Source organism: Actibacterium mucosum KCTC 23349 (genome assembly GCF_000647975.1).
Classification (GTDB): Bacteria; Pseudomonadota; Alphaproteobacteria; order Rhodobacterales; family Rhodobacteraceae; genus Actibacterium; species Actibacterium mucosum.
In genome coordinates this window covers 1-26,383 of sequence record NZ_JFKE01000011.1, presented here as the reverse complement: position 1 = coordinate 26,383, position 26,383 = coordinate 1, and the positions used below count along the sequence as shown (strand labels likewise).

The 26,383-nt window shown below is 57.9% G+C and carries 28 protein-coding genes and 1 pseudogene; 20 read left to right on the top strand and 9 right to left on the bottom strand.

Going from position 1 to position 26,383, the window contains the following annotated elements; translation table 11 throughout:
- Nucleotides 1-3: 3 nt before the first annotated feature.
- From ACMU_RS17685 to ACMU_RS17675, 3 genes are all read right to left on the bottom strand, one after another.
- The gene (locus tag ACMU_RS17685) at nucleotides 4-699 is read right to left on the bottom strand and encodes a CoA transferase subunit A (protein ID WP_035262687.1); all 696 of its coding nucleotides are present in this window, start codon (nucleotides 697-699) and stop codon (nucleotides 4-6) included.
- Nucleotides 700-861: 162 nt separating this feature from the next.
- Complete coding sequence (locus ACMU_RS17680) at nucleotides 862-1,698, bottom strand: BKACE family enzyme (RefSeq protein ID WP_035262502.1); 837 nt, start codon at nucleotides 1,696-1,698, stop codon at nucleotides 862-864.
- Between the two features lie 7 nt (nucleotides 1,699-1,705).
- Nucleotides 1,706-3,031, bottom strand: coding sequence for an aspartate aminotransferase family protein (locus tag ACMU_RS17675; protein WP_035262500.1), 1,326 nt, complete (start codon nucleotides 3,029-3,031; stop codon nucleotides 1,706-1,708).
- A gap of 101 nt (nucleotides 3,032-3,132) precedes the next feature.
- Between ACMU_RS17675 and ACMU_RS17670 the strand changes: the two genes are divergently transcribed.
- From ACMU_RS17670 to ACMU_RS17595, 15 genes are all read left to right on the top strand, one after another.
- Nucleotides 3,133-4,005: a MurR/RpiR family transcriptional regulator gene (locus ACMU_RS17670; RefSeq protein WP_035262496.1), complete on the top strand. Its 873-nt coding sequence runs from the start codon at nucleotides 3,133-3,135 to the stop codon at nucleotides 4,003-4,005.
- Nucleotides 4,006-4,035: 30 nt separating this feature from the next.
- A complete protein-coding gene (locus ACMU_RS17665; protein WP_035262684.1) occupies nucleotides 4,036-5,004 on the top strand; it encodes a TAXI family TRAP transporter solute-binding subunit in 969 nt (322 codons plus the stop codon).
- Between the two features lie 112 nt (nucleotides 5,005-5,116).
- Entirely contained in the window at nucleotides 5,117-7,729 is a 2,613-nt protein-coding gene (locus tag ACMU_RS17660; RefSeq protein WP_035262492.1) for a TRAP transporter permease, read from the top strand.
- On the top strand, nucleotides 7,726-8,160 hold the full coding sequence (locus ACMU_RS17655; protein ID WP_035262477.1) for a universal stress protein: 435 nt from the start codon (nucleotides 7,726-7,728) through the stop codon (nucleotides 8,158-8,160). Before ACMU_RS17660 ends, ACMU_RS17655 begins: the two co-directional genes overlap by 4 nt.
- A gap of 63 nt (nucleotides 8,161-8,223) precedes the next feature.
- On the top strand, nucleotides 8,224-8,679 hold the full coding sequence (locus ACMU_RS17650) for a MaoC family dehydratase (RefSeq protein ID WP_035262474.1): 456 nt from the start codon (nucleotides 8,224-8,226) through the stop codon (nucleotides 8,677-8,679).
- Entirely contained in the window at nucleotides 8,676-9,563 is an 888-nt protein-coding gene (locus ACMU_RS17645) for an HpcH/HpaI aldolase/citrate lyase family protein (protein WP_035262470.1), read from the top strand. The genes ACMU_RS17650 and ACMU_RS17645 overlap by 4 nt, the downstream gene beginning before the upstream one ends.
- Nucleotides 9,560-10,315: a hypothetical protein gene (locus ACMU_RS17640; RefSeq protein WP_035262465.1), complete on the top strand. Its 756-nt coding sequence runs from the start codon at nucleotides 9,560-9,562 to the stop codon at nucleotides 10,313-10,315. Before ACMU_RS17645 ends, ACMU_RS17640 begins: the two co-directional genes overlap by 4 nt.
- Before the next feature lie 128 nt (nucleotides 10,316-10,443).
- On the top strand, nucleotides 10,444-11,247 hold the full coding sequence (locus ACMU_RS17635; protein ID WP_035262681.1) for a S49 family peptidase: 804 nt from the start codon (nucleotides 10,444-10,446) through the stop codon (nucleotides 11,245-11,247).
- Nucleotides 11,248-11,412: 165 nt separating this feature from the next.
- Entirely contained in the window at nucleotides 11,413-12,372 is a 960-nt protein-coding gene (locus ACMU_RS17625; RefSeq protein ID WP_035262458.1) for a calcium/sodium antiporter, read from the top strand.
- A gap of 12 nt (nucleotides 12,373-12,384) precedes the next feature.
- A complete protein-coding gene (locus ACMU_RS17620) occupies nucleotides 12,385-13,164 on the top strand; it encodes an SDR family oxidoreductase (protein WP_035262454.1) in 780 nt (259 codons plus the stop codon).
- 302 nt (nucleotides 13,165-13,466) lie between these two features.
- The gene (gene uvrC, locus ACMU_RS17615; RefSeq protein ID WP_035262450.1) at nucleotides 13,467-15,332 is read left to right on the top strand and encodes an excinuclease ABC subunit UvrC; all 1,866 of its coding nucleotides are present in this window, start codon (nucleotides 13,467-13,469) and stop codon (nucleotides 15,330-15,332) included.
- 18 nt (nucleotides 15,333-15,350) lie between these two features.
- On the top strand, nucleotides 15,351-16,019 hold the full coding sequence (gene pgsA / locus ACMU_RS17610) for a CDP-diacylglycerol--glycerol-3-phosphate 3-phosphatidyltransferase (protein ID WP_035262679.1): 669 nt from the start codon (nucleotides 15,351-15,353) through the stop codon (nucleotides 16,017-16,019).
- Nucleotides 16,016-16,264, top strand: coding sequence for a molybdopterin converting factor subunit 1 (gene moaD / locus ACMU_RS17605; protein ID WP_152544675.1), 249 nt, complete (start codon nucleotides 16,016-16,018; stop codon nucleotides 16,262-16,264). The genes pgsA and moaD overlap by 4 nt, the downstream gene beginning before the upstream one ends.
- Nucleotides 16,265-16,267: 3 nt before the next feature.
- Complete coding sequence (locus ACMU_RS17600) at nucleotides 16,268-16,711, top strand: molybdenum cofactor biosynthesis protein MoaE (protein ID WP_035262448.1); 444 nt, start codon at nucleotides 16,268-16,270, stop codon at nucleotides 16,709-16,711.
- A gap of 3 nt (nucleotides 16,712-16,714) precedes the next feature.
- Nucleotides 16,715-17,182 (top strand): GNAT family N-acetyltransferase, encoded by a 468-nt coding sequence (locus ACMU_RS17595; RefSeq protein ID WP_035262445.1) that lies wholly within the window; start codon nucleotides 16,715-16,717, stop codon nucleotides 17,180-17,182.
- A gap of 89 nt (nucleotides 17,183-17,271) precedes the next feature.
- Here the strand turns inward: ACMU_RS17595 and ACMU_RS17590 are convergent, their stop codons facing one another.
- From ACMU_RS17590 to ubiA, 3 genes are all read right to left on the bottom strand, one after another.
- Nucleotides 17,272-17,598, bottom strand: a complete 327-nt coding sequence (locus ACMU_RS17590) for a hypothetical protein (RefSeq protein ID WP_035262442.1) — start codon at nucleotides 17,596-17,598, stop codon at nucleotides 17,272-17,274.
- Complete coding sequence (locus ACMU_RS17585) at nucleotides 17,585-19,477, bottom strand: OmpA family protein (protein WP_035262439.1); 1,893 nt, start codon at nucleotides 19,475-19,477, stop codon at nucleotides 17,585-17,587. Before ACMU_RS17585 ends, ACMU_RS17590 begins: the two co-directional genes overlap by 14 nt.
- Nucleotides 19,478-19,542: 65 nt before the next feature.
- Complete coding sequence (ubiA, locus tag ACMU_RS17580; RefSeq protein WP_035262436.1) at nucleotides 19,543-20,508, bottom strand: 4-hydroxybenzoate octaprenyltransferase; 966 nt, start codon at nucleotides 20,506-20,508, stop codon at nucleotides 19,543-19,545.
- A gap of 12 nt (nucleotides 20,509-20,520) precedes the next feature.
- Here ubiA and ACMU_RS17575 point away from each other — a divergent pair, with 12 nt between their 5' ends.
- The 4 genes from ACMU_RS17575 to ACMU_RS17560 all read left to right on the top strand — a co-directional run bounded on the left by ACMU_RS17575 (nucleotide 20,521) and on the right by ACMU_RS17560 (nucleotide 24,063).
- Nucleotides 20,521-21,255, top strand: coding sequence for a 16S rRNA (uracil(1498)-N(3))-methyltransferase (locus ACMU_RS17575; protein WP_035262434.1), 735 nt, complete (start codon nucleotides 20,521-20,523; stop codon nucleotides 21,253-21,255).
- Nucleotides 21,256-21,326: 71 nt separating this feature from the next.
- Nucleotides 21,327-22,115, top strand: a complete 789-nt coding sequence (locus ACMU_RS17570; RefSeq protein ID WP_161635705.1) for a GNAT family N-acetyltransferase — start codon at nucleotides 21,327-21,329, stop codon at nucleotides 22,113-22,115.
- Nucleotides 22,106-22,633: a hypothetical protein gene (locus ACMU_RS17565; protein WP_051588432.1), complete on the top strand. Its 528-nt coding sequence runs from the start codon at nucleotides 22,106-22,108 to the stop codon at nucleotides 22,631-22,633. The genes ACMU_RS17570 and ACMU_RS17565 overlap by 10 nt, the downstream gene beginning before the upstream one ends.
- A gap of 59 nt (nucleotides 22,634-22,692) precedes the next feature.
- Nucleotides 22,693-24,063, top strand: coding sequence for a glutamate--cysteine ligase (locus tag ACMU_RS17560; protein WP_035262427.1), 1,371 nt, complete (start codon nucleotides 22,693-22,695; stop codon nucleotides 24,061-24,063).
- Here the strand turns inward: ACMU_RS17560 and ACMU_RS17555 are convergent.
- The 3 genes from ACMU_RS17555 to ACMU_RS17545 are packed head-to-tail and all read right to left on the bottom strand — an operon-like array spanning nucleotide 24,057 to nucleotide 25,836.
- Nucleotides 24,057-24,863: a fatty acid desaturase family protein gene (locus ACMU_RS17555; RefSeq protein ID WP_035262424.1), complete on the bottom strand. Its 807-nt coding sequence runs from the start codon at nucleotides 24,861-24,863 to the stop codon at nucleotides 24,057-24,059. The two genes, ACMU_RS17560 and ACMU_RS17555, sit on opposite strands and share 7 nt — an antisense overlap.
- 4 nt (nucleotides 24,864-24,867) lie before the next feature.
- Entirely contained in the window at nucleotides 24,868-25,284 is a 417-nt protein-coding gene (locus ACMU_RS17550; RefSeq protein ID WP_035262420.1) for a hypothetical protein, read from the bottom strand.
- 24 nt (nucleotides 25,285-25,308) lie between these two features.
- The gene (locus ACMU_RS17545; protein WP_035262417.1) at nucleotides 25,309-25,836 is read right to left on the bottom strand and encodes a GbsR/MarR family transcriptional regulator; all 528 of its coding nucleotides are present in this window, start codon (nucleotides 25,834-25,836) and stop codon (nucleotides 25,309-25,311) included.
- A 123-nt stretch (nucleotides 25,837-25,959) separates the two neighbouring features.
- On the opposite strand from ACMU_RS17545, the pseudogene ACMU_RS17540 reads away from it, so the two are divergent.
- Nucleotides 25,960-26,163, top strand: a pseudogene (locus ACMU_RS17540) (integrase core domain-containing protein); the annotation flags it as partial.
- Nucleotides 26,164-26,383: the final 220 nt, after the last annotated feature.

The following is a 26,383-nucleotide window of genomic DNA, read 5'->3' as shown; positions in this document are numbered from 1 at the left end:
GGCTCAGCCCTCCCGCGTGGTGCGTTGTTCGATACGTTTCTCGTGCTGCCCTTGGATGATGCGGTGCACATAGATGCCGGGCAGGTGGATCGTGTCGGGGTCCAGGCTGCCAACGGGCACGATCTCCTCAACCTCCATCACGCAGGTCTTGCCGCACATGGCTGCGGGCGGGTTGAAGTTGCGGGCGGTCTTGCGAAAGATCGCGTTGCCCGTCTCATCGGCTTTCCACGCCTTTACGATGGACAGATCGGCAAAAATGCCTTCCTCAAGGATATAGGTCTCGCCGTTGAAGTCCTTGTGCTCTTTGCCATCGGCGATCACCGTGCCCACACCGGTTTTGGTGTAAAAGCCGGGAATGCCGTGGCCACCGGCGCGCATGCGTTCGGCCAGGGTGCCCTGCGGGTTGAACTCCAGCTCCAGCTCGCCCGAAAGATATTGGCGCATGAACTCGGCGTTTTCGCCCACATAGGACGACAGCATCTTCTTGATCTGTTTGTCAGCCAGAAGGATGCCCAGGCCAAAATCATCCACGCCGCAATTGTTCGAGGCGATGGTGATATCCTTGGTTCCGGCGTCGTTGATCGCCTGGATCAGCAGTTCCGGAATGCCGCACAGCCCAAAGCCGCCAGCCGCCATAAACATGCCGTCATGCAGTAGCCCGTCGAGAGCTTCGGCGGCATTGTCATAAATCTTCTTCATGATGCTCCCCTTTGAAATTTCGCGAAACCTGAACAGCGCGTCATGTGTTGTCAATTGCGTTTGCTGCGCCGCGGCGCGCAATTTTGGCAAACTAGGTGATGATACTTAGTATGTATGCCCGATTTTTGTGCAATTTATAACTGGACTTGGTGGTCTTCCCGTTCAGGCAGTGATGTCGCGCAGTCCAAGGATGCGCCGTGCCTGTGACGGAGTTGCGACAGGCCGGTCGTATTTTGAGCAGAGATCCGCTGCCCGTGCAACAAGTGCGGCATTTGAAGGGGCCAGGGTGCTTCGATCCAGGCGCACGTTATCCTCCAATCCGGTGCGGGTATGACCGCCGGCGGCGATGGCCCATTCATTAACGGTTAATTGGTTCGGGCCAATACCCGCGGCACACCAATTGGCATCTGGCGCACGGCTTTGCACAAGCTCAACGTAGAAGTCGAATACCTCCCGATCTACGGGCATAGCGTTTTTTACACCCATGACGAACTGAACATAAAGCTTGCCATGCAGGTTGCCTGCCGCATGCATGCGCATGGCGGTCAGAATATGGCTCAGGTCGAATGCCTCGATCTCTGGGGTGATTTCATAACGACGCATTTCACTGGCCAGCCAGTCCACGAGATCGGGCGGGTTCTCGTAAACGCGGGTGGGAAAATTGTTTGAGCCAACCGAAAGCGACGCCATGTCCGGACCAACCGGCAGCATCCCGCCACGTTCCCGGCCCGCACCCGAGCGACCGCCGGTAGAGAATTGGATGATCATACCGGGGCAGTGTTCCTCGATTCCTTCTTTCAGGCGGGCGAATTTTTCAGGGTCCGAGCTGGGGCTTTGATCGTCATTGCGGACATGGCAATGAGCAATGGCTGCACCCGCCTCGAACGCGGCATGGGTGCTTTCAACCTGTTCTTCAACCGTTATGGGAACAGCAGGATTGTTGGCCTTCGTGGCGACCGAGCCGGTGATGGCCACGCAAATGATACAAGGTTTGGTCATGGGGTTCTCAAGCAGTCAGGGATTTCGCCATCGCGGTGTCGAGCTTGTCGACCAACTCGGCGATTTGGTCCTGCGTCAGTATGAATGGCGGCGCTAAAAGCACATGGTCGCCACGCTGACCGTCGATGGTGCCGCCCATCGGATAACAGATCAGACCGGCCTCGAAGGCCGCACGCTTGATTCTGGCGCTCAGCTTCAGTGACGGTTCAAACGGAACCTTGGTGTCGCGGTTGGCGACAAGTTCCAGTCCCAGAAACAAACCGCGGCCACGGATGTCGCCGACATTGGGATGTTGCCCAAACCGGTCCAGCAACGCTGCCCGCAAGTCGTCACCGGTTTGAGCAGCCCGCTGGGTCAGGCCGCCATCGGTTAGCTTTGACACCACAACATTCGCTGCCGCGCACGCGGTTGGGTGGCCCATATAGGTGTGGCCGTGTTGGAAAAACCCACTGCCATTCTCTATCGCGGCGTAGATACGCTGTGTGCACATCATAGCACCAATAGGCTGGTAACCTGCGCCCAACCCTTTCGCGATGGTCACGATGTCCGGGGAAATGCCGTCCTGTTCGCAGGCAAAAAAGGTGCCCGTGCGGCCCATCCCGCACATGACTTCGTCCAGGATCAGCAGAACACCGTACTTGTCGCAGATTTCGCGAATGCGTTTGAAATATCCGGGCGCAGGCGGGACGGCCCCTGCTGTGGCGCCCACAACCGGTTCGGCAACGAAGCCGATCACGGTCTCGGGGCCTAGGCGCAGAATCTCGGCCTCCAATGCGTCCGCGGCGCGCCGACCGTATGCTTCGTTCGTTTCGCCACCGGTCTGCAAGCGATAGGCATAACAGGGGTCGATATGGCTGGTTTCCACCATCAGTGGTTCGAACGGTGCGCGACGCCACTGGTTGCCCCCGGTGGCCAGCGCCCCCAGCGTGTTGCCGTGATAGCTTTGCCGACGCGCGATAAACCGATGCCGTTCCGGCTGGTCGGTTTCCAGCATGTATTGCCGCGCGAGTTTCAGCGCGGCCTCCACGGCTTCGGACCCACCTGAAACAAGGTAAACCCGATCCAACCCATCGGGTGCGTTTTGAACAAGGCGGTCGGCGAGCTCTTCGGCTGCATCCGAAGTGAAGAACCCCGTATGCGCAAATGGCAGGGTGTCGATCTGCGCATGTATCGCCGCCAAAACATCGGGATCAGAGTGGCCCAAGCACGATACCGCGGCCCCGCCAGACCCATCCAAATAGGCCTTGCCCGTTTCATCAAACAAATACGCGCCTTCACCACGCATGGCTTTCGGCGGCGCCACCTTGGTGTGGCGTGGAAAAATATGGCTCATCGCGAGTTCCCCAGAACGTGCTGGTCGGAATTGAAACATATGAATCGAATGTTGACAATAATTGAAACACATGAAACGGTCGACAAATTGATAACGCTTGGGTGAAGTTTTTGAGCGGGTCTTACGAACAGCGGCTTTCAAAAAAATACGAGGTGCTGAGCGAAAAGCTGCGGCAGGCGGGGGACTATGTTGCCGCCAACCCTCTGGAGGTCGCCACGCGCAGTCTGCGCGCCGTTGCCACCGAAAGTGGCCTGGCTCCCGCCACCTATTCCCGCCTTGCTCGCGCGCTGGAATACGACAGTTTCGAAGACCTGCGTGAGGTGATGCGTCGTAAGATAAGCCGGCGTGAGGACAGTTTCGCCACGAGGGCAGAGCGTCTGCGGCACGATCATCGAGCCGGCAATGCCGGTTTCTTCGAGGCTCATCTTGCGGCGTGTCAAAACAACCTTCGCGATCTGGCGCGCGATATCGATCAAAATGCCTTGGAGCAAGCGGTCGACGCGTTGCTTAAGGCACGCAAGGTCCTCTTGTTCGGCGCGCTGGGGTCGACGGGCGTTGTCGAATACCTGTCCTATATGGCTGATTTCTGTCAGCCGAACTGGACTTTGGCCGGGCGCGCGGGGGCTTCGCTGGGCAGTGCCCTCACAGCACTTCAGCCGGGCGATGGCATATTGATTGTCACAAAGCCGCCCTTTGCCCCCAAATCGATCAATGCCGCACGGCTGGCCCGGGAAAAGGGCGCCTATGTGGTGGTGATCACCGATACCCATGCCTGCCCGGCGCTGCGCTATGCGTCGGCCGGGTTCATCGTGCCGACCAACAGCCCGCATTTCTATTCCTCCTATGTGGGCACAATGTTCCTGATGGAAGCGATGATCGGCATTCTAGTGGGCCGTCTTGGCCCGGATGGCAGCGACCGAATTGCCGCTGTCGAACAAAGCCACCGCCAACTCAACGAAGTTTGGGATGGCTAAAACACCAGTAAGCAGAACAGGGAGAACATGATGCTTGCGAAATTTAAACTGACCGTTGTCGGTGCTGCCGCCGCTGCCTTGATGGCGCCGGTTGCCATGGCCGAAGAGTTCATCACCATCGGCACCGGTGGTGTGACCGGGGTGTATTACCCCACGGGCGGCGCGATCTGCCGTCTGGTCAACAAGGGCCGCAAAGAGCACGGCATTCGCTGCTCGGTCGAATCCACCGGTGGCTCGGTCTACAACATCAACACCATCCGCGAAGGCGAGCTGGAATTTGGTGTGGCGCAGTCGGACTGGCAGTACCACGCCTATAACGGCAGCTCGCGCTTTGAAGAGGCCGGTGCATTCGAAGGTCTGCGTGCCGTGTTCTCGGTACACCCGGAGCCCTTCACCGTTGTTGCGCGTGCTGATGCGGGCATTTCGTCCTTTGACGATCTGAAAGGTAAGCGGGTGAACATCGGCAACCCGGGTTCGGGTCAGCGCGGCACCATGGAAGTGCTGCTGGAAGCCATGGGTTGGTCGACCGATGACTTCGCCCTTGCAACCGAGCTGAAGGCGGCCGAGCAGTCGGCGGCACTGTGCGACAACCAGATCGACGCTATGGTCTATACCGTTGGCCACCCTTCGGGCTCGATCCAAGAGGCCACCACGGCCTGCGACTCGGTTCTGGTGAACGTGACAGGTGACGCAGTGACAGGGCTGGTTGACGACAACTCGTTCTATCGTACCGCCACCATTCCGGGCGGCATGTATCGCGGGTCGGACGGCGACACCACCACCTTTGGTGTGGGCGCAACATTTGTCACTTCGGCCGACGTATCGGACGAGGCTGTTTATGCCGTTGTCAGCTCGGTCTTTGAAAACTTCGATGACTTCAAAAAACTGCACCCGGCCTTTGCTAACCTGAAGGCTGAAGAAATGATCGCGGATGGTCTGTCGGCCCCGCTGCACCCTGGTGCGGCCAAGTATTACAAAGAAAAAGGCTGGATCAACTAAGCCACCACTCACAAACTTGGGGTGCGCAGCACAGTTTGCGCACCCCCTTTAGCGCCAAAAGGCGCAACAAAAAACCGCAAGATAAAATCGCGGACAACAGGGGTGATTTACAATGGCCGACCAGGTTCCGGGCAATTCCGGGTTAAGTGAAGAAGAACTGCAGGAGCTTGTCGCCGCGTCCGACGCGGGTGCGCGCAACCCTGCTGGTCCCGTAGGAACCGCGCTGGCTATTGTTGCCGTTGTGTGGTCGCTGTTTCAGGTGGTGCTTGCCTCGCCCTTGTCGAACGTGCTGCTGCCGGGCGATCTGATCAATAACTCGCGCCAGATCCACCTGGCCTTTGCCATCTTCCTTGGTTTTTGTGCCTATCCGGCGCTGAAATCCAGCCCACGCGGGTATATCCCTGTGCAGGATTGGATCATGGCCTTTGTCGGCGCGGGCATCGCGCTTTATGGCTACTTTGTCTACGACAAGATCGTGAATTCCGGCGGCCTGGCTGACGATACCGACAAATGGTTCGCGCTGGCCGGTCTGATCCTGTTGTTCGAGGCCGCGCGGCGCGCGCTGGGCCCGGCTATGGCGATCATCGCCTCGATCTTCCTTCTTTATGTCTTCTTCGGCTCGTCCGAATACGTGCCAGAGGTTATCCGCTGGAAAGGTGCCAGCCTGAAAAAGGCAATGAGCCACATGTGGATCACGTCCGAGGGTGTGTTTGGCATCGCGCTGGGCGTGTCGACCAAGTTTGTGTTCCTGTTCGTGCTGTTCGGCGCCATGCTGGATAAGGCGGGCGCTGGCAATTACTTTATCAAGATGGCGTTTGGCGCGCTGGGCCACCTGCGCGGTGGGCCGGCCAAGGCGGCGGTTGTCGGCTCGGCCGCGACCGGCCTGATCTCGGGCTCGTCGATTGCCAACGTCGTGACCACCGGCACCTTTACCATCCCCCTGATGAAACGCGTGGGGTTCTCCAGCGAGCAGGCCGGCGCGGTTGAGGTGGCCAGTTCGGTCAACGGACAGATCATGCCCCCCGTAATGGGCGCCGCGGCGTTCCTGATGGTGGAATATGTGGGCATCTCGTATTTCGAGGTTGTCACCCACGCCTTCCTGCCCGCCGCGATCAGCTATATCGCGCTGGTTTACATCGTGCATCTGGAGGCGGTGAAGCGCAACATGCCAACCCTTGGCAACAAGGTGGTCAGCATGGGTAAAACCGTGGGCGGCATGACGATCTTCTTCGCCGGGTTCGCGGCGCTGTGTTACGGGGTGCAATACCCGGTGCGCGGCATCGTGGCCCTGGTTCCGGAAGGCGCGGGTTGGGTTCTGGCCGCCCTGGTGTTCCTGGCCTATGTCGCGCTGGTCTGGATGGCCGCGCAGACCGACGACCTGGTGCCCGATGACCCGAACGCCAAGCAGGTGGAGCTGCCCGAGATCGCCAAGATCTATAAGTCGGGCCTTTATTACCTGCTGCCGATCATCGTGTTGGTCTATTTCCTGATGATCGAACAGAAATCGCCGGGTCTGTCGGCCTTCTGGGCCACGGCGCTGCTGTTTGCGATCCTGCTGACACAGCGGCCGCTGAAATCGATCTTTCGCGGCACCAATGACACGGCCAATGCCTTTGTGGCGGGCGTGGGGGACCTGATCAACGGGTTGATCGACGGCGCGCGCAACATGATCGGCATCGGTCTGGCCACGGCCACCGCGGGCGTGATCGTGGGCACCGTGACCCTGACCGGCGTGGGTCAGGTGATGGCCGATCTGGTGGAGTTCCTGTCCGGCGGTAATCTGGTGCTGATGCTGATCATGGTCGCCCTGCTGTCGCTGGTGCTGGGCATGGGTTTGCCCACCACGGCCAACTATATCGTCGTCAGTTCGCTGATGGCGGGTGTGGTGGTCGAGCTGGGCGCCAATAGCGGCCTGATCGTTCCGCTGATCGCGGTGCACCTGTTCGTGTTCTATTTCGGTATCATGGCCGATGTCACACCACCGGTGGGGCTGGCCAGTTTCGCCGCCGCCGCGGTGTCGGGCGGCGACGCGATCCGCACCGGGTTCACGGCGTTTTTCTATAGCCTGCGCACGGTGGCCTTGCCGTTTGTGTTCATCTTCAACACCGATCTGCTGTTGATTGATGTTACAGGGTTCCAAGCGATTTTGGTCGCCATAACGGCAACCATTGCAATTCTTGTGTTCACGGCAGGTACAATGGGTTGGTTCCTGACACGCTCGCGTATCTATGAGAGTGTTGCGTTGGTCCTGATCGCGTTTGCGCTGTTCCGACCTGATTTCTTCATTAACCGGATCCAGCCACCGTTTACCTCGATCGATCCGGCACAGTTCGAAACCGCGCTGGCAGAGGCCTCCGAAGGGGGCGAGCTGCGGTTGGTCGTGTCAGGACCGGACTTTGATACGTTCGAGGTCAAGGACACCACCTTGGTTCTGCCGGTCACCGGCGAAAGCGCCGGGCGGTTGGAAGCGACCGGGCTGCTATTGTCGCCTGAGGACGGGGTGATCAAGCTGGAAGAACCACTTTTTGGCTCGCCCTTCGCCGAAACAATGCAAAGCTTTGATTTCTATGGCGACGACCCGGTGGTGCTGAAATCGGTCAGCGCACCGGCGGATCAGATGCCCAAAGAGATCATCTTTGTTCCCGCGCTGCTGTTGTTGGGCCTTGTCGCCTTTTTGCAATCGCAACGCGCCAAAGGGACCCGTGAAGAAGGAGCCACCGCATGACCCGTGCCGTTCTATGTGCTGTTGATATCAGCAACGCCAATCGCGACATCAACGTCTTGCAGGCCGCCGGTCAGCAAGCATCGTTGATGAACGCGCAACTGGACGTGATCACTGTTGTCCCTGATTTCGGTATGTCTGTTGTGGGCAGTTTCTTCAACGAAGGGCACCACAAGCAAGCAATCGAACACGCCAAGGAGGAATTGAACGCGATCTGCGAAAAAGCGTTGGGGGCCGATGTGAATGCCGGGATCCGGCATGTTGTTGCCACGGGTACGGCATATGAAGAAATCCTGAAGACAGCGTCGGCTGACGGGGCGGGGATGATTGTGATCGGCGCACACAAGCCGGACTTCAAGGATTACCTCCTGGGTCCCAATGCGGCGCGGGTTGTGCGGCATTCAACCTGCTCTGTCTTGGTGGTGCGCGACTAACCAGCCTTGCCTTCCTTCAAACGGTTTGCAAAACAGGGCGCAACACTCGGGGGAGGGCATAACGTGGCAGGCAAGTGGTTTGATGAATTGCAAGTGGGCGACACGTTCGACCACCCGATCCGCCGCACAGTGACCGAGACCGACAATGTCTTGTTCACCACAATGACTCACAACCCCGCCCAACTGCATTTGGACGAGGAATACTGTCGCGAACATACCGAGTTCGGCACCCGTATTGTAAACTCGTGCTTCACCCTTTCGCTGATGGTGGGCATCTCGGTGGCAGAGACGACGCTGGGCACAGCCGTGGCCAATCTGGGCTGGGACGAGGTGCGGTTCCCGAAGCCGGTGTTTCACGGCGACACGTTGCGGGTCGAGACCGAGGTGATCGCCCTGCGTGAAAGCAGGTCGCGCCCCGATCAGGGGATCGTTACCTTTGAGCATCGCGCGTTCAACCAAAAGGACGAGCTGGTGGCGGTGTGCAAGCGTTCGGGTTTGCAACGGAAGAAACCTGTATGAGCGCCTTGCGGTCTTTCCTGTTTGTGCCGGCCGACAGCCCGGACAAGATGACCAAGGCCGTTGCCTCGGGCACGGATGCGGTAATCTTTGACCTTGAGGACGCAGTTGCGCCCGAACATAAACCCGCAGCACGGGCCGAAGTGGCCCGGTTTCTGGTCGAGACCCCTGACCCCACTTGCCAGATTTGGGTGCGTGTGAACCCTCTGGACAGTGGCATGGCCGAGGGCGACCTGCAGACGATTCTGCAAGGCCCCCTTCCATCTGGCATCGTTTTACCCAAGGCCGTGGGGCCGGAAGATGTCGCAAAGTTGTCCAAGATGCTGGACGCGTATGATCCAGAGGGTGCAATTCGTATTTTGCCAGTCGCCACAGAAACGGCGGCTGCACCATTTCGGTTGGGCGACTATGCCGATGCCGACCTGCCGCGATTGTGGGGCCTGACTTGGGGGGCAGAAGATCTGTCGACGGCGCTGGGAGCCGCGACCAATCGCGATGCCGACGGCAATTGGGCCTTTACCTACCGCATGGTTCGTTCGATGTGCCTGATGGCGGCGCGCGCGGCGGGCGTGGAACCGGTCGAAACGCTTTACGCCAACTTCCGCGACACAGACGGATTGCGCGCCGACAGCCAGGCGGCAGCGACCGAGGGGTTTACGGCCCGCTTGGCAATTCATCCGGCGCAGGTTGGCCCAATCAACGACGCCTTCGTACCGAGCAAAGATGCGATCACCCATGCGCAACGCGTGGTTGCCGCCTTTGATGCAAACCCGGGGACAGGGACGGTTGGGCTGGACGGGCAGATGCTGGATATTCCGCATTTGACCCAAGCACGCGCTGTATTGGCTCGGGCCGCAAAGTTTGGTTTAGGTATCGGCGACGTATGAAAGGGCTGCTGTCAGATCGCATCCATATGCAGCGCGGGACCGATACGCCGCTGAAGCGCTTTGCTGTCATTGGCGAGAGGTGCAGCGGCACAAACTTTGCGGCCCATTGCGTTAACGTGAACCTTCCGCTTAAGGCGGCCACCTGGGAGGATTATGGGTGGAAACACGGGTTTCCAACCAAGCCGGCTTTTGCGGATGACACCTTGTTTGTCGTCATGCTGCGGGACCCGGTGGGCTGGGCCAAAAGCATGTATGTCAAACCGTGGCATGCGCGGTACCGGCTTATGACAAAGGATTTTTCGTCCTTCATACGCACCCGCTGGGACGCCCAGATCTCACCACCCCGAGCCTTTCACCTGGAAGACGATTCTGAGCTGGCCGAAAAGGTTCTGCAATGGGACCGCCATCCTATTACAGGTTTGCCCTACGACAATCTTCTGCGGCTGCGGAATGACAAGATGGCCGGTTTCCTCAGCATGTCGTCACGCGCTGCGAACGTCGTTTTTTTGCGTATGGATCTGCTTACCTCGGACCCCGAGCAGTCGATTGGCCGTATCGCAGAGTGTTTTGAACTGATCCCCCGCGATCTGGAGGTCGAAACGACGCCACGTAAAATGGGGCAGTTAAGGCGGCCTGTTCCTTTGTCGTCGCCACCGCCCGAAGAATTAAGCGCGAAAGATTTTGAATTTTTTTCATCAGAACTGGACATGAAGCAGGAGGAAAAACTTGGTTTTGTTCCCTTTTCCAACTGATGACGACGCCTTTGGGTTGCATCTTGTGGTGCTAATTGGCCACGGGAATTATTATTAATAATGGGCCGGAGGGAATTGAACTTGGCCGCTGCCTTGTCTCGGAACCTCGGGCACTCTAAATGCAATCCATGCGACATTTGATCCCCTTTCGAAAGCCACGCCCACATGTGGCCGTAATCCGCCTTGCAGGCGTGATTGCCGCGTCCGGTTCGCCGGGGCGAGCGTTGTCTGACGTCGTACTGGCACCGGTGATTGAGCGTGCCTTCCGAAAGGGAAAACCGTCTGCTGTTGCGTTGGTGATTAACTCACCTGGTGGCTCTCCAGCGCAAAGCTCTTTGATCGCCTCTCGAATCCGCAGATTGGCCGACGAGAAAGACGTCAAGGTTTATGCCTTTGTCGAGGATGTTGCGGCTTCTGGTGGCTATTACCTTGCAACCGCAGCTGATGAAATTTGGGTGGATGTGCACTCTGTTGTGGGTTCGATCGGCGTCATCTCGGCGGGATTTGGGTTTCACGAGTTCATCGCACGTCACGGGATCGAGCGGCGGGTGCATACGGCTGGCGAGTCCAAAAGCCTGCTTGACCCGTTCCAGCCTGAGAAGCCCGAAGACCTGGTGCGGCTGAAAGACCTCCAGGAAACTATCCATGCCGGGTTTATCGATCATGTGAAGACGCGGCGTGGCGCGAAACTGTTGGACGAAGCGGATTTGTTCACCGGAAACATCTGGGTCGGCGAAAAGGGTATTGAACCCGGTTTGGTCGATGGTGTGGGGCATTTGGTGCCCAAGATGAAAGAGGTCTTTGGTGACAAGGTGCGGTTTTCCATGCACGGACCGCGGCGTGGCATGCTGAGCCGATTTGGCGCCCGGATCATTGGTGACGTCGTTGGATCGGTTGAGGAACGGGCCCTTTGGGCGCGGTACGGCCTGTAACGTGATAGTCAAAGCGGTCTTTTTGTTCCTTGCGGGGATGGGGGTGCTGGCCATGTTCGGCAAGCTGCGCCTGCCCGGGCAAAAGTTGCTTACGAAAAGATGCGCCAAGTGTGGGCGACTAATGTTGGGCAAGGACAAGTGTTCTTGCGGTAAGGACGACACCTGATGCTCACCGACCTGTTTTTTGCGCTATTGGGTCTGGTGATCCTGTTGCTGGCTGGCGATAGCCTTGTGCGGGGCGCTGTAAATCTCAGCCTTCGGTTGGGTGTTCCCGCGCTTATCGTTTCGTTGACTATCGTGGCCTTTGGCACGTCCGCGCCGGAATTGCTGATCGCGGTGAGCGCGGTGTTAGAGCAGGCGCCCGGCATTGCGTTGGGGAACGTAGTCGGATCAAACACCGCCAACGTTTTGCTTGTACTGGGCGTTCCGGCGTTGATTTCAGGATTAGACACCGAAACCTGCGACACCCGACGCACCTATCTGATGATGTTGGCTGCAACGGTTCTGTTTATTGCAATGTGTCTGACCGGCATGTTGGTGTGGTGGCACGGGATCATTCTGCTGATTGTACTTTCTCTCGTTCTGGGCGACGCCTTCATGGCGGCCCGCGCGCATCAGCGGGCTGGGATCGAAGAGGATGACGAAGACATCGAGGGCGCAGATGCCGAGATGGAAGGATGGAAAATCGCGGTCTACATGGTTCTTGGTCTGATCGGCCTGCCCATGGGTGCGGAGTTCCTTGTCGACAGTTCTGTGAACATTGCGCGGTCCATCGGGGTGAGCGAAACGGTTATTGGCCTGACACTGGTGGCGGTGGGCACGTCCTTGCCTGAACTGGCCACAACGGTCATGGCTGCCATCCGACGCCAATCTGATGTGGCGCTGGGCAATGTGATCGGGTCCAACATGTTCAACTTGCTGGCCATCATGGGTGTGGCAACGTTGGTTGGCCCCATTCCCGTACCACCGGGCATGATGATGATGGACCTTTGGGTGATGTTGGCAGCCTCATTGGTCTTGGTGCCGTTTGTATTCAAAGGCTGGCCGATGCGCCGCGGCTGGGGAACGATCTTGACAACGCTTTATGTGACCTATGTCTTTGTGGTGCTTTTCACCGGGGCTTAAAGGGGGCGCTGCATGACCGCTGCACTAGTTACAGGCGCAGGCAAACGGATCGGGCGAGAGTTGGCCCTATGCCTTGCAGAGCAGGGCTATGATGTGGCCTTGCACTATAACAGCTCGTCAACCGGCGCAGACGAAGCCGCGACCGAGATCACCGCAATGGGCCGCAAGGCTGTCACCCTGCAGGCTGACCTTCTGGATGACACGCAGAGCGCCGCGTTACTTCCGCGCGCGGTTGAGGCCTTGGGTGCCCCGATCACCGTGTTAATCAACAACGCGTCGATCTTCGAATACGATACGCTTGAAACGGCAACGGCAGAAACATGGGATCGACATATCGGGTCAAATCTGCGTGCCCCGTTCCTGTTAAGCCAGGCGTTTGCAGCCCAGAATTTGCGCGCCGACAAGACGGAGGACGGCGAGCCACTGGCCACCGGCTTGATCGTGAACATTGTCGATCAACGGGTTCAAAAGCTGACGCCTGAATTCATGACTTACACGATCTCCAAGATGGGGTTGTGGGCTTTCACGCAAACCGCGGCCCGGGCTTTGGCGCCAGCTGTCCGAGTGAATGCAATCGGACCGGGCCCCACTTTGAAGGGCGGGCGGCAAAGTAAGCAGCATTTTGATGCGCAACGAAAAAACACTGTTCTTGGCCGTGGATCGGACCCGTCAGACATTGCGGCGAGCTTGGTCTATCTGCTTTCCGCACGCGCGGTTACGGGCCAATTGATATGCGTTGACGGTGGGCAGCATCTGGGCTGGGAAACGCCAGATGTCATCGGTGTCGAATAGCCGGATTTGTGGGACAAAGGGGCAGGTTTTCCACCTTTAACAAATTCGTCACGAAAGGGTTACAAATTTGCTAGTGAAATCAAGACTTTGCCGAGGTCAAAAAAATTTCACTGCAATTTCAACTACTTGAGTTGTTGCCTAAAAAATGGGCAAATTAACGAAACCCACCGAAAACAATGAAAAATCCTTGCTCACGATTAGTTATGCGCAGAGTTATCCACACAATTGGTGGAAATGTTTTATCTTGCCTTGCCGGATTTCTCGTTGCAGTCGCCGGGCAAGGATTCGCATAGTGGCATTCCATGTCTGATCAAAGTTCAGAACCTCTAAGCGGTCACGCTCTTATCCATTCGTATCTTTCTACGCTGGACAATTCGCCCGGCGTTTACCGGATGCTGGATAGCGAAAGCCGTGTTCTTTACGTCGGCAAGGCGCGCAGTCTGCGGAAACGTGTGTCAAATTATGCGAACCCTCATGGGCACACCGGGCGAATTGCCCGGATGATCAGCGAAACCGCGTCCATGATGTTCCTGACCACGCGGACCGAGACCGAAGCACTGCTGCTGGAACAGAACCTGATCAAGCAACTCAAACCGCGCTACAATGTGCTTTTGCGTGACGACAAGAGTTTTCCGAATATCCTTGTCAGCCGCGAGCACAGCTTTCCTCAGATCAAGAAGCATCGCGGCGCTAAGAAGGAACAGGGGGGCTATTACGGCCCCTTTGCCAGCGCCGGTGCGGTGAACCGCACGTTGAACCAGCTGCAAAAGGTGTTCCTGCTGCGCAATTGTTCCGACAGTACCTTTGAAAGCCGCACCCGGCCGTGTTTGTTGTTCCAGATCAAACGCTGCGCCGCGCCCTGTGTTGGTCGGATATCGGAAAGCGACTATGGCGACCTTGTCAAAGATGCCGAGCGCTTTTTGCAAGGCAAAAGTACCCAAATGCAGGCGCAACTGGCCTCGCAGATGCAGGAAGCCTCGGACGCGATGGAGTTCGAACGCGCCGCAGCAATTCGTGACCGGATTCGGGCGCTGACACAGGTACAATCAGCACAGGGCATAAACCCGCGAAGCGTGGCCGAGGCCGATGTGATTGCCCTGCACATGGATGGTGGGCAGGCTTGCGTGCAGGTCTTTTTCATTCGCGCCAATCAGAACTGGGGAAACCGCGACTATTACCCCCGCACCGGGGCAGGGGCGGATGCGGCCGAGGTGCTGCAAGCCTTCGTCGGGCAGTTCTATGACAACAAGGAATGCCCGCGGCTGATCCTGCTGAGCCATGGCGTCGAAGAACCGGAGCTTCTGTCACAAGCCTTGACCGAAAAAGCCGGGCGGCGCGTTGAAATCTCGGTCCCACAACGTGGCGAAAAGGCCGAGCTTGTGGCGGGTGCGGCGCGGAACGCACGCGAAAGCCTGGCGCGTCGTATGTCGGAGACCGCCACACAAGGCAAATTGCTGACGGGCATCGCCGAAGCGTTTGATATGGACAGTGCACCGCAGCGGATCGAGGTCTATGACAACAGCCATATTCAGGGTGCACATGCGGTGGGCGCAATGATCGTGGCCGGCCCGGAGGGGTTCGTGAAAAGCCAGTACCGCAAATTCAACATCAAGGGCACCGACCTGACCCCGGGCGACGATTTTGGCATGATGAAAGAGGTGCTGACCCGCCGGTTCAAACGCCTTTTGAAGGAAGATCCCGACCGGCAAGGCGACACTTGGCCCTCACTGCTGCTGATCGACGGCGGCGCAGGGCAGGTCAGCGCCGTCGCCGAGATTATGGCAGAGCTGGGTGTAGAGGACATCCCCATGGTCGGTGTGGCGAAAGGTGTCGATCGGGACGCCGGGAAAGAGGAATTTTATCGCATTGGCGAGAAACCCTTCGCCTTGCGCCATAATGACCCGGTCCTCTATTTCATTCAACGTCTTCGGGACGAGGCGCACCGGTTTGCTATCGGCACCCATCGCGCCAAACGGGCCAAGGCAGTGGGCGCGACACCGCTGGACGAGGTGCCCGGTGTCGGTGCCACCCGAAAACGCGCATTGCTTTCGCATTTCGGAAGCGCGAAGGCCGTCAGTCGTGCCAACTTATCAGATCTCAAAGCGGTGGACGGCATTTCAGACACCCTTGCCGAAACCATCTATGGCTTCTTCCATGAGCGTGGCTAACAGGCTATGCAGGCGGGCATGATCTGGACCATACCGAATATTTTGACCGTTTTGCGCCTGCTTGCTGCGCCTTTTCTTGCGTTGACCTTTGTGCTGTTGCCGCCACCTTACGCCGATGTCGTCGGGCTGGGCCTCTTTGTGGGGGCATCGTTGACGGACTACGTTGACGGCTATCTGGCCCGCAAAATGAACCAACAGTCCAAGTTCGGCACAATGTTGGATCCTATTGCTGACAAGGCAATGGTGGTGATCGCTTTGATGGTGATCGGCGCGCTCTACGGGTTAAACTTATGGGTGCTGGTGCCCGGCGCGATCATTTTGTTGCGGGAAGTGTTTGTCTCGGGCCTGCGAGAATTTCTGGGGGCAGACGCCGGCAAGCTGGCCGTTACGAAGCTGGCAAAATGGAAAACCACGGTCCAGATGGTGGCAATTGCGGTTCTGCTGGCTCGCGGCCTGTTCGAGCATTACTTTGGCATGAACAGTTTCGGCATGGATGCGACCATGGTCGCAGAAATTCTAAAGGGCAACCTGGCTGACGAGGCAGGTCTTGTGTGGAATTATCGCGCGATGATTGCCAGCTTCTATGGTGGCATTGCCTTGCTTTGGCTGGCCGCAATCCTGACCTTTGTCACTGGCTGGGACTATTTTGCAAAGTCACTGCCTTATCTGCGGGAGGAGCCGAAATGATCGACGTGTTGTATTTTGCCTGGGTACGTGAACGGATCGGCATTCCGAAAGAGCAGGTCCAGACCTCGGCCGCAACAGTTGCGGATTTGGTGGACGAGCTTCGCAGCCGCGAAGATCGCTATGCCGCTGCGTTTGAAGACCTTGCCGCATTGCGCGTTGCGCTGGATCAGGAACTAACGGATTTCAATGCCCCGTTGGAAGGCGTGCGTGAAGTTGCGTTTTTTCCTCCTATGACCGGAGGTTAAGCCGTGACGGTTCGCGTTCAGGAGAACCCGTTTGATTTCGGCGCCGAGGCGCAGGCCTTCGCCACGGGTCGGACAGATGCGGGCGCTGTGGTGACCTTCACCGGAATTGTCCGTGATTTGGTGCAAAGTCCGTTGCACGAAATGATGATCGAGCACTACCCAGGTATGACCGAGCGCGCATTGTCCGGGATTGAGGCCGATGCCCGCACCCGGTGGGATCTGCGCGATGTTCTGATTATCCACCGTCATGGCATATTGCGCCCGGGAGACATGATCATGATGGTTGCCACCGCCAGCCCACACCGCAAAGACGCGTTTGAAGCGGCAGAGTTCCTTATGGATTTCCTCAAATCACGCGCACCGTTCTGGAAAAAGGAACGCACCGGGGAAGGCGAGGAATGGGTTGCCAGCAAGTCCGAAGATGAATACGCCCTGAGCCGATGGTAAACCATGACCCTTGAGTTTATACGTCTGCCGCAAGTGCCTCTGTCCGAAATCGTTGCCCATATGTCTGACCCGCGCGTGGCAGAGCATATGCCGTTGCTGACTTTTGAGTGGGACGCACAGACGGCTGCGGACTTCGTGGCAGCAAAAGAGGCTTGCTGGACCCGCGACGGGTTGGGCCACTGGGCGTTCGTGTCAGACGACAATTATGTGGGCTGGGGTGGTTTTCAAAAGGAAGGGGACGAATGGGATTTTGGCCTCGTTCTGCGCCCTGACGCCTTCGGTATTGGGCTTCGCATTGCGCGAAAAGCACTCGAATTTGCGCGGTTGGATCCGCGAATTCCGTTTGTGACTTTCTTGTTGCCCCCTTCGCGCCCGCACCTAAGGGGTCTGCATAGGTTAGGTGCACAGCCGGTTGGTTCGGTTGACTATGGTGGCGAAAGTTTCCTGAAATTTCGGCTGGACTTGCATTAGTCGGCGGCACGTAGTGCTGAGGGCCACCTTCGAAGTGTCGTAATCACCGGAATGTCGGAACAAAGTTTGGGCACCAATCGGTCTAACACTCAGCCGGCGTTGATCCGTTCAATATGGGCGCGCAGTTCTTCAGCCTCGTGTCGCGCTTCGCGAAGGCCATCCATCGCGGCGCGCAGTTCGGCTTCGGTCTGGGTAAGCTGATTGGTAAGCTCTGCCTCGCGCTGTTGAAGATAAGTTATCGCCTGATCTCGCGTTTCTTCGGCCTCGTGCAGTTCTTTGGCCATTTTGTCCAACTCATCCATATCCGATTGCGTCACCCGCGCGATGCGGTGGATCAGCCACGAAGCGAACCAACCCAGAAGAAAGGCAACGAACAACACCAAGGTTGTGGTCAGAATAAACTCAGTTCTGTTCATCTTCGGCCTGCGTCTCTGTTTCTTTGGTTTGGTTTTCGGTTTTCTCAGCGTCGCCTGTGTCCGGTGTTACGAGTAGGAACTCGATCCGGCGGTTGGCTTCTCGCCCTTCTTCGGTTCCGTTGTCTGCGACCGGTTGCGCTTCGCCGTACCCGTGTGCGGTCAAATTGCGGGTTAGAACTCTGCGGGACACCAGGGCCATCATCACGGCATCTGCGCGCTGCTGCGAAAGTTGGGCGTTCATTTCTTCACGACCCTGGCTGTCGGTGTGGCCACCGATCTCTACCGCAATATCGGTACATTCGCGCAGAACCTCGGCAATGGCATCAATGATTTTCAATGAGCCCGGCTCAAAGTTGGCGGAACCCGGCGCAAAAGTGATTTTCTTGTCCACTTGTACCAAATTCAGTTGTTCCAAGCATTCCGTGGCGTTGACCTCTGGTTCGGCCTCTGGTTCTGGCGGTGGCACATAGGTAACGTCGATCTTGAAGTTTTGAGCTTCGCCCAGCTTCTCGCCGAACAGCCGCGCAATGTCCGCCTTGGCGCCCAAACGTTCCGTAACACCGGACAGTTCAACCAGGTCAGCCTGAACCACGACCCTGCCTTCCCGCAAATCGGCCAATGCCTGCAGCGCAGCCAGAACGCGGGTTGACCATGCACGCGGCAGAGTTTCGTCGGTGATCATTGCGGCTTGAACATTGCTCATACCAAAGAGGGCAACGGCATAGCTGTTGGCGGCGTCCCTCTCTAGATCGCCATGAACGCGGCCCCGCAACTGTACTTTGCCATCTTGCGCACGCGTTGCGATGAATCTTGACGGGCCGGTCGCATTGGGTGCGACGTCTGTTTCGGGTGGTGGCAGCGCGGCATGCAGTGTGAAGATATCGGGCAGGGCGGCTTCCAGTTCCCCCTTGACACGATCAAACAGTTCTTCTGGTGTGCCCCGCGCTGCGATGACGGACACATCCGCGTCCGAGAAGGTCAGGGTGCCCCCACCCAGTTTCGAAAGCGCCCCGATGCTTGCAACTACGGCGTCCGGCCAATCTGGGGATGGCACACCAAGGCCGATGATACAGGTTGCTTCTGATTTCATTCCCGCGGCCGCGGCAGCATTGAGAATACGCGCTCGACCCGAGGCCGTATGGGTCGAGCACGCATCAAAACGTGCGCCTTGGTCATCCAGCACAAATCGAAGCGTAAAGGGTGCAATCACCGGGCGCGGTGACGTGATATTCAGGACCACCCTCAGCCCTTGGGGCGTCAACTTGTTTAGTGTCTTTTCAAGTTCGGCCTTTTCTTCGACGGACCCGGAAACAGCGTTCACAACCACACGGTCAGGTCGCGCGGAAATCTTTGATCTGGGTAGCAGCTCCAAGGCGTCGATTGCGAATTTCATCGCAGCGGGCCAGGTATCGGGGGGTGAATGGCTGGCACCGTCCAGCATATCCGTCACTTTCGTCTGTCCGGCGATGTCGTTTGCGGCACTGGTCAGGGTTTCGCGGCTTGGCCCCGTGGGGATCAGCCCGATCATCGAAATGCCCTCGGCGTTGCGCAACAACTCGATTGAGAATTCCGGAGGTTGTACCGGCGAAGCCGGAGTGACCGTCATCAGGTCGATGACGCGAGAAGCATCAACAACAGTGCCAGTCAGCGAAAGCGCACGAAACCGCATCGCTTCATTAGGTGCCTCGCCCCGAATTTCGGCGCGAAGCCCGTCAGTGTCGACTTGGGCCCAAGTAATCCCTTCTTTTGAAAGCACGGCACGCACCTCAGCCGAGGCGCGGTTTTCCACGGCGTCCGCTGCAAGGTTGGCAGAAAGGAAGGAAAGACCCGCAGCAGCGAGGAAAGCGGCAAAAGCAAGCAGATAGATCGAAATTCGCATCAGGATGGGCCAGCAACTTCAGGTCTTGTGCGACCTTGCTTAGCGCCACCTGCGGTCATGCGCAATCATGCCAGTACGGCAGCGGCAAGAAACAGCGTGAAGATCAGGCCCGTATCGCGGTTCGCGCGAAACACTTGTTTGCAGTTCTCGGGGTCGTTGATATCCAACCGCGCCAATTGCCACGTCAGATGCCACCCCATCGCCCAGGCACCTGCAAGGCCAAATACCAGTGACAGCAAGCTGCCATTGCCTCGCAGCGCGCCAAGGCAGGCCCCCGCAATCAATAGCACAGCGACCATCATGAAACCGCGAAGCCACAGGGGGGACGATTCGCCAAAATGCAAAGCCGTGGATTTAACACCCACGATGGCATCATCCTCGGAGTCTTGGTGGGCATAGATCGTGTCATAGAACAATGTCCAGATAATGCCGCCCGCGTACAGAAGGATCGGGGCAAGAGACAACGATCCGGTATGTGCCGCCCAGCCGACCAGCGCACCCCAGTTAAACGCGATGCCAAGAAAAAGCTGCGGCCAATTCGTGAACCGCTTGGCAAAAGGATAGATCGCGACCGGCACCAAGGCGGCGATTGCCAGCCAGATCGTAAAGGTGTTGAACGTCAAAAGGATGCAGAAGGCGATGGCTGCCTGGGCACCCATCCAAACCACGGCACCACGGACGGTCACTTGGCCCGAGGGCAGGGGGCGCGAGCGGGTGCGTTCAACTTTGGCGTCGATGTCGCGGTCCGAGATGTCGTTCCATGTGCAACCTGCACCGCGCATCAGCCACGCGCCAGCCGCGCAGGCAATAATCAGCCACAGGTCGATCCATTTCCAACCGGTTGACGCCGCTGCCAACAAAATCCCCCACCAACAGGGCAGCAAAAGCAGCCAGGTGCCTATTGGGCGGTCCGCGCGTGAAAGGCGCAGGTACGGGCGGGTGGATTTCGGTGCCAAACTGTCCACCCAGTTGCCGCGCTGCGCGTCTGATACCTGCCCGCTTGGCTCTGGCAATTCTGGTATCTCGGTCATACTGTCCGCCTCATGAATCCACGTGTCACACCAAAAGTCAGGCTTTATGTAGAGCACCCGCTTGGTCTGGGGCAATCGGTTCCCTTGTCGCGGGAGCAGGCGCATTATCTCTTTGGCGTGATGCGGATGAACGAAGGCGGCGAAGTTGCGCTATTTGATGGCAAATCAGGCGAATGGCGTGCCGAAGTGGCCGAGGCCGGAAAACGCAGTGGTCGGCTGGTTTGTGCCGATCAGACCAAGCCGCAAATGGACCCACCCGATCTTTGGTTGCTGTTTGCGCCGATCAAAAAGGCACGCACGGACTTCATCGTTGAAAAAGCGGCCGAAATGGGGGCGGCGCGAATCTGTCCCGTACAGACTAAGTTCACCAATGCGGAACGGATTCGGCGCGATAGGTTGCAATCCCATGCGGTTGAAGCAGCAGAACAATGTGGCGGAACTTTCGTCCCCGAAGTTGCAGACATGGCACGGCTGGATAAGGTGTTGGCGGAATGGCCCCAGGACAGGCAGCTGATGTTCTGTGACGAGGCCGAGGCCGGAGCAGCGCGCGACCTTGCGATGGCCGCGACCGGCCCTTGGGCAATACTCATTGGGCCCGAAGGCGGGTTCTCGGACGCCGAACGCGCGCGATTGAAATCTATGCCGCAATCTCATGTTGTCAGTCTGGGGCCGCGCATCTTGCGCGCCGACACGGCGGCGGTCGCCGCGATGACCCTTTGGCAGCAGGTATTGGGAGACTGGGGATGATCTGGCAGCCCGCAGCACACCAAGACATTTCACACTTGGACGATTTCCTGAGCGCCCATATCCAAAGCTCGATGTTTCCTATCACAAATTTGCGACAATTCGGGCTGTCCGGGCAAGCGGATCGGGCCATGCGCGTGTGGCTGCACAAGGTCGACGGCCGTATTCTGAACATGTTGGCCATTACGAACGAAGGCATGTTGATGCCACAGATGCCGCACGAAGCGCCCGAGTTGCTGCAAGAGGCCTCGGCTCTATTGCAAGGGCGCAAACTGATCGGTTGCCTCGGCGAAGCTTTGCAGGTGCGCGCGCTGCTTGGGGCGCTGTCATTGCAGGACGTACCCTGCAACCTCAATACCGACGAACCGGGGTTTGTGTTGCCGCTGGATCAGATGACAATGCCGCAAACCGACGGCTTTCATGTCGAAACACTTACCGAGCGGCATCGCGAACTGACCACCGAATGGCGCCGTGCCTATTGTATTGAGATACTGGGAACCCAACCCGATCAGGCGATGGCCGAAGCCACACGTAACGTGGAGGGTTTTATTGCCGGCGGCAAACATGTCGTCCTGTTTCACAATGGCCAGCCAGTGGCGATGAGCGGGTTCAATGCAGCGCTGCCTGACGTTGTGCAGATTGGCGCGGTTTTTACCCCGCAACCGCTTCGTGGTCGTGGCTATGCGCGGCGGGCGGTTGCACTGCATCTGAAAGACGCGCGAAACGAAGGCGTTAAACACGCGGTTCTCTTTGCGGCCTCGGACCAAGCGGCGGCCGCGTACCGCGCCATCGGGTTTACGCGCAACGGAACCTACGCGCTTGTCCTTTTCACCGACGCCCATAAGGTTCCTATATGCCCCTGATCCGGCCCGAAGTCACAGAGGCGCTTGTTCGCTGGCGCGAAGTCATTCTTGGCGTGGCCATCGTCGTATTTGGGCTTTGGCTATTCAATCTCGGAGGGGTGTTTTACCCGGTTGTGGGCTTCTTCGCCGGTCTTCTGGGGGTAGGCTTGGCGATTGCAGCCTGGCGTCGCATGCGATTTCCCGGAGGTGGCGGTGGGCTTGGCGTTGTTGAGGTGGATGAGCGCCAGATCACCTATTTTGCACCGCAAGGCGGCGGTGCGGTATCGATCGATACCTTGGCGCGGGTCGAGATTCATACCAACAACGCAGGGCCATTTCAGCCAGACTTGTTTTGGGTGTTTCACAGCGACGGCGAGCCGATGCTGACCATTCCCGGAGGAGCCAAGGGCATCGAAGCTTTGTTTGACGCGCTTTCGGCGTTGCCCGGAGCCAACTATGCCGCTGCAACCGAGGCCGCAGGCAGCACTGAACAAGCCCTGTTCGTGATCTGGCAAAAAGAGAGATCCCGGTTGCATTGACATCCGGGCCGCGCCCCTACACCTGTAGGGGCAACACATTGCAAGCGAGGGCTAAACCCATGTCCATTCCCCAAACCGGTGGCGGTTTGATCGAGGATCAGGCGCAACTGGCCGCCTATCTGGAAAGTGGGTGCAAACCCCGTGACGCGTGGCGTATCGGGACCGAGCACGAGAAGTTTGGCTATTGCAAGGACACATTGAAACCATTGCCCTACGAAGGCACGCGGTCAATCAAAGCCGTGCTGGAAGGTTTGCGGGACAAGTTTGGTTGGAACCCGATCCTGGAAGGCGGTCATCTGATCGGCCTTGAAAAAGACGGCGCAAATATCAGCCTGGAACCAGGTGGGGCGGTGGAGTTGTCGGGCGCGCCGTTGGAAACCATTCACCAGACCTGCGACGAGGTTAACAGCCACCTAACCGAGGTGAAAGAGATCGCCGACAAGATCGGCGTGCGGTTCATAGGGTTGGGCGCAGCGCCGATTTGGTCACACGAGCAAATGCCGCTGATGCCCAAAGGCCGCTACAAGCTGATGGACGCCTACATGCAGAAAGTGGGTGAAACCGGCACTACGATGATGCGGCGGACCTGCACGGTTCAGGTGAACCTCGATTTCGAATCCGAAGCCGATATGGTGCAGAAACTGCGCGTCGCCTTGGCGTTGCAGCCCGTGGCGACGGCGCTTTTTGCCAACTCACCGTTTTTTGAAGGTAAGCCAAACGGGCACAAAAGCTGGCGCAGCCGGGTTTGGCGTCATCTAGACGCGGACCGGACTGGCATGCTGCCATTTGTGTTCGACGAGGGGTTCGGTTTTGAAGCCTGGGTAGACTACGCATTGGATGTGCCGATGTATTTTGTCTATCGCGATGGCAAGTACGTCGACGCGCTGGGCATGTCGTTTCGCGATTTCCTGAAGGGTGAACTGCCGGCCTTGCCGGGTGAAAAACCGTTAATGTCCGATTGGGCCGACCACCTGACCACGATCTTCCCCGAGGCGCGGTTGAAGAAGTTTATCGAGATGCGTGGCGCCGATGGTGGCCCCTGGCGGCGGTTATGTGCGCTGCCGGCCTTCTGGGTTGGGCTGACCTATGACCAAAGCGCGCTGGATGCGGCTTGGGATCTGGTGAAGAACTGGGACGATGAAACCCGCGAGGGGCTGCGGGTTGCTGCCTCCAAAGACGGACTTCAGGCGCAGGTGGGCGATGTAAACATGCATGACCTGGCCCGCAAAACGTTGGAAATCGCCCGTTCCGGCCTGCGCGCCCGCGCCCGCCCCGGCGCTGGCGGCATGGTCCCGGACGAGCGTCATTTCCTGCATGCCCTCGAGGACAGTGTCGAAGATGGCAAGGTGCCCGCTGACGAGCTGCTGGAACGTTATGACGGCGACTGGGGCGGTGACCTGACGCGGATATATGGCGACTACAGCTACTGATTCCGGTCCAGTGCAGGAATGACGGGCATGCGACTGGCCGCATAGCCAGCCACTTCGGTGTCCAAACGGTCAGCCAGTTCCGGCAATCGGCGTACCGGGACATTGGGAAACAGGTGGTGTTCGCGATGATAGAACATCAGATAGGCCAAACGTGCCAGCGGGCCGCGCTGGCTTCGCCCGGCCAACCCATGCGTCACGGTGCCTTGGTGGGTGATCCAAACGGCAAACAACGCGGTAAAACACTGCGCAACCACCATCGCCACCACATGCAGTATCAGGAACTGCCATCCTAACCACAGGCACAGCGCCGCGAAGCCAATGATGCACACCCAATCCGCCACGATCCGTCGCCGCCACCGTATTCCCCCTTGTTCCCACGCGGCGCGGAACTGATCCAATGGAAATTGTGGGCCGTAAAGAATGACCTGCCCCAAGGTCATATGCCCGCATTTGCCCTCGTGATCCTCGGGGCCCATGGCATGGCGATGGTGTACCATGTGGCAGTAAGCAACCGTGTGGTTGGACCCACCCATCAAAGCGCTGAGCCCATAGAGGATCAGGTTGTCGCCCCACCGGGGCAGGCCCAGATTGCCATGGATCGCCTCGTGGTTCAGCCGCAGCGCGCACAGGAAATACATAAAACTCGCCGCCGCCCCCAAAGGCCAGGCTGGCCCGGCATAAAGCCACCAGCTGAGCATCAACCACGGCAGTGGCAGGAGGATTTCGTTGATACGCTGCCACGGGGTGACTTCGGTCAGATCTTTCCAATGGATCGTGTTGGGTGCCTTTTCCCGGTACATGGGATCACTCCTTACCAGCCTCGAATTGCTTCTGGGCTTCAGCGGGTTGGCCACTGAACCTGCAGTAGAGCTCAAAGAATATGGCGCTCCAAAATGCCGCGAAAAGGCAACTGAATATCGCATACAGAGGATGAATTCCTTCGGGCACTACCATGTCAAAACATGCCAAAAATACTAGGTTTGCAACAAACCCAACGCAGGCAAACCCCCACTCGCGGTTCAATCCAAGTGCGACCGCGATCAAGAGGAACGGTGTGCCAAATATGAGATATGGTTTCATCCCAAAGACCAATGCGCCAGTTGGGATTAGCAAGTAAGGCGCGCCGATGACCCCAACCAAAACAGGTGCAAGGATCAAAGCACCAATAAACGCCACGACGTTGACCTTGTGAATTTTTATTCTTCCCATCATTTCTGTCATTTCAGAAATCTCCGCGCAAAATTTTTACTTCGACTTCGGCAAAATCCGCGCCACGCGGCCTCCCAGTTTCAGAAGGGTCAGGTGCATCGGCCGCGACAGGCGCGAGATCTCGGCGTACCAGGTGTCGAACATCTGCATGACATCCAGCGTTTCCTTGATCCGGGCCTTGACCTTTTCCGGGGTGCCATCGGCTTCGGCCTCGTCATGCACCGCGCGCAGGGCTTCGATGGTTGGCAGAAATTCTCTTTCACGGCGCCCTTCGACCACAGCCGTCACCAGATCGAACATGTCGCGGATCGAAGTGAAGTGGTCGCGCCGGTCGCCCAGCTGTCGGCTGGCTTTCACCAGCTTCCAGCTCTGCAGTTCTTTTAGACCCGTCGATACGTTCGACCGTGCAAGGTTCAACGTCTCGCAAATCTCGTCCGCCGTCATTGGGTCAGGCGCGATGTGCAGCAGCGCATGGATCTGTGCAACAGACCGGTTTACGCCCCAGCGGCTGCCCATTTCGCCCCAATGAAGGATAAAGTTCTGCATGGATGGTGTTAGAATCATCTCGGCGTCCTGTTGTTTCTGTAATTACAGAAACAACAGGATCTAAGAAATGTCAACATGGCGCTTCTTGGCACTAACAACCCTCGCAATTCCCGCCGCGTTTGGTTCGCTACAGCCATCGCAAACCGCTGTGCGTCACCTTTCAACGCATTGTTCCGCGATGAGCTTCTCAATGGTGAGCTGCTCCATACCTTAAAAGAGGCACAGATCCTGATCGAGCAATGGCGCATCCACTACAATACGATCAGGCCGCTTGGCGCATTGGGCTACTGCCCGCCCGCGCCCGAAGGCATCGTCGCAATGGACCAGAGGCCCACGATGCACTGACAATCAAACCGGATCACCCGATGGGGGCACGCCGCTGGCATCGTGACGCAGACGTAAAACTTGCCCCCTTTGCCTACAGTTTCACAAGGGTAGGGGAGTAGTGTTCGGTGCTTTTCACTGGTTCTGTATAGTCCAAAATATAGTCGCTCATACGGTCGTATGTACGTCAAACGCCCTTTAATTCAAGAAGTTCAGGTGCTTATTGTGCGATAGGGGTGTA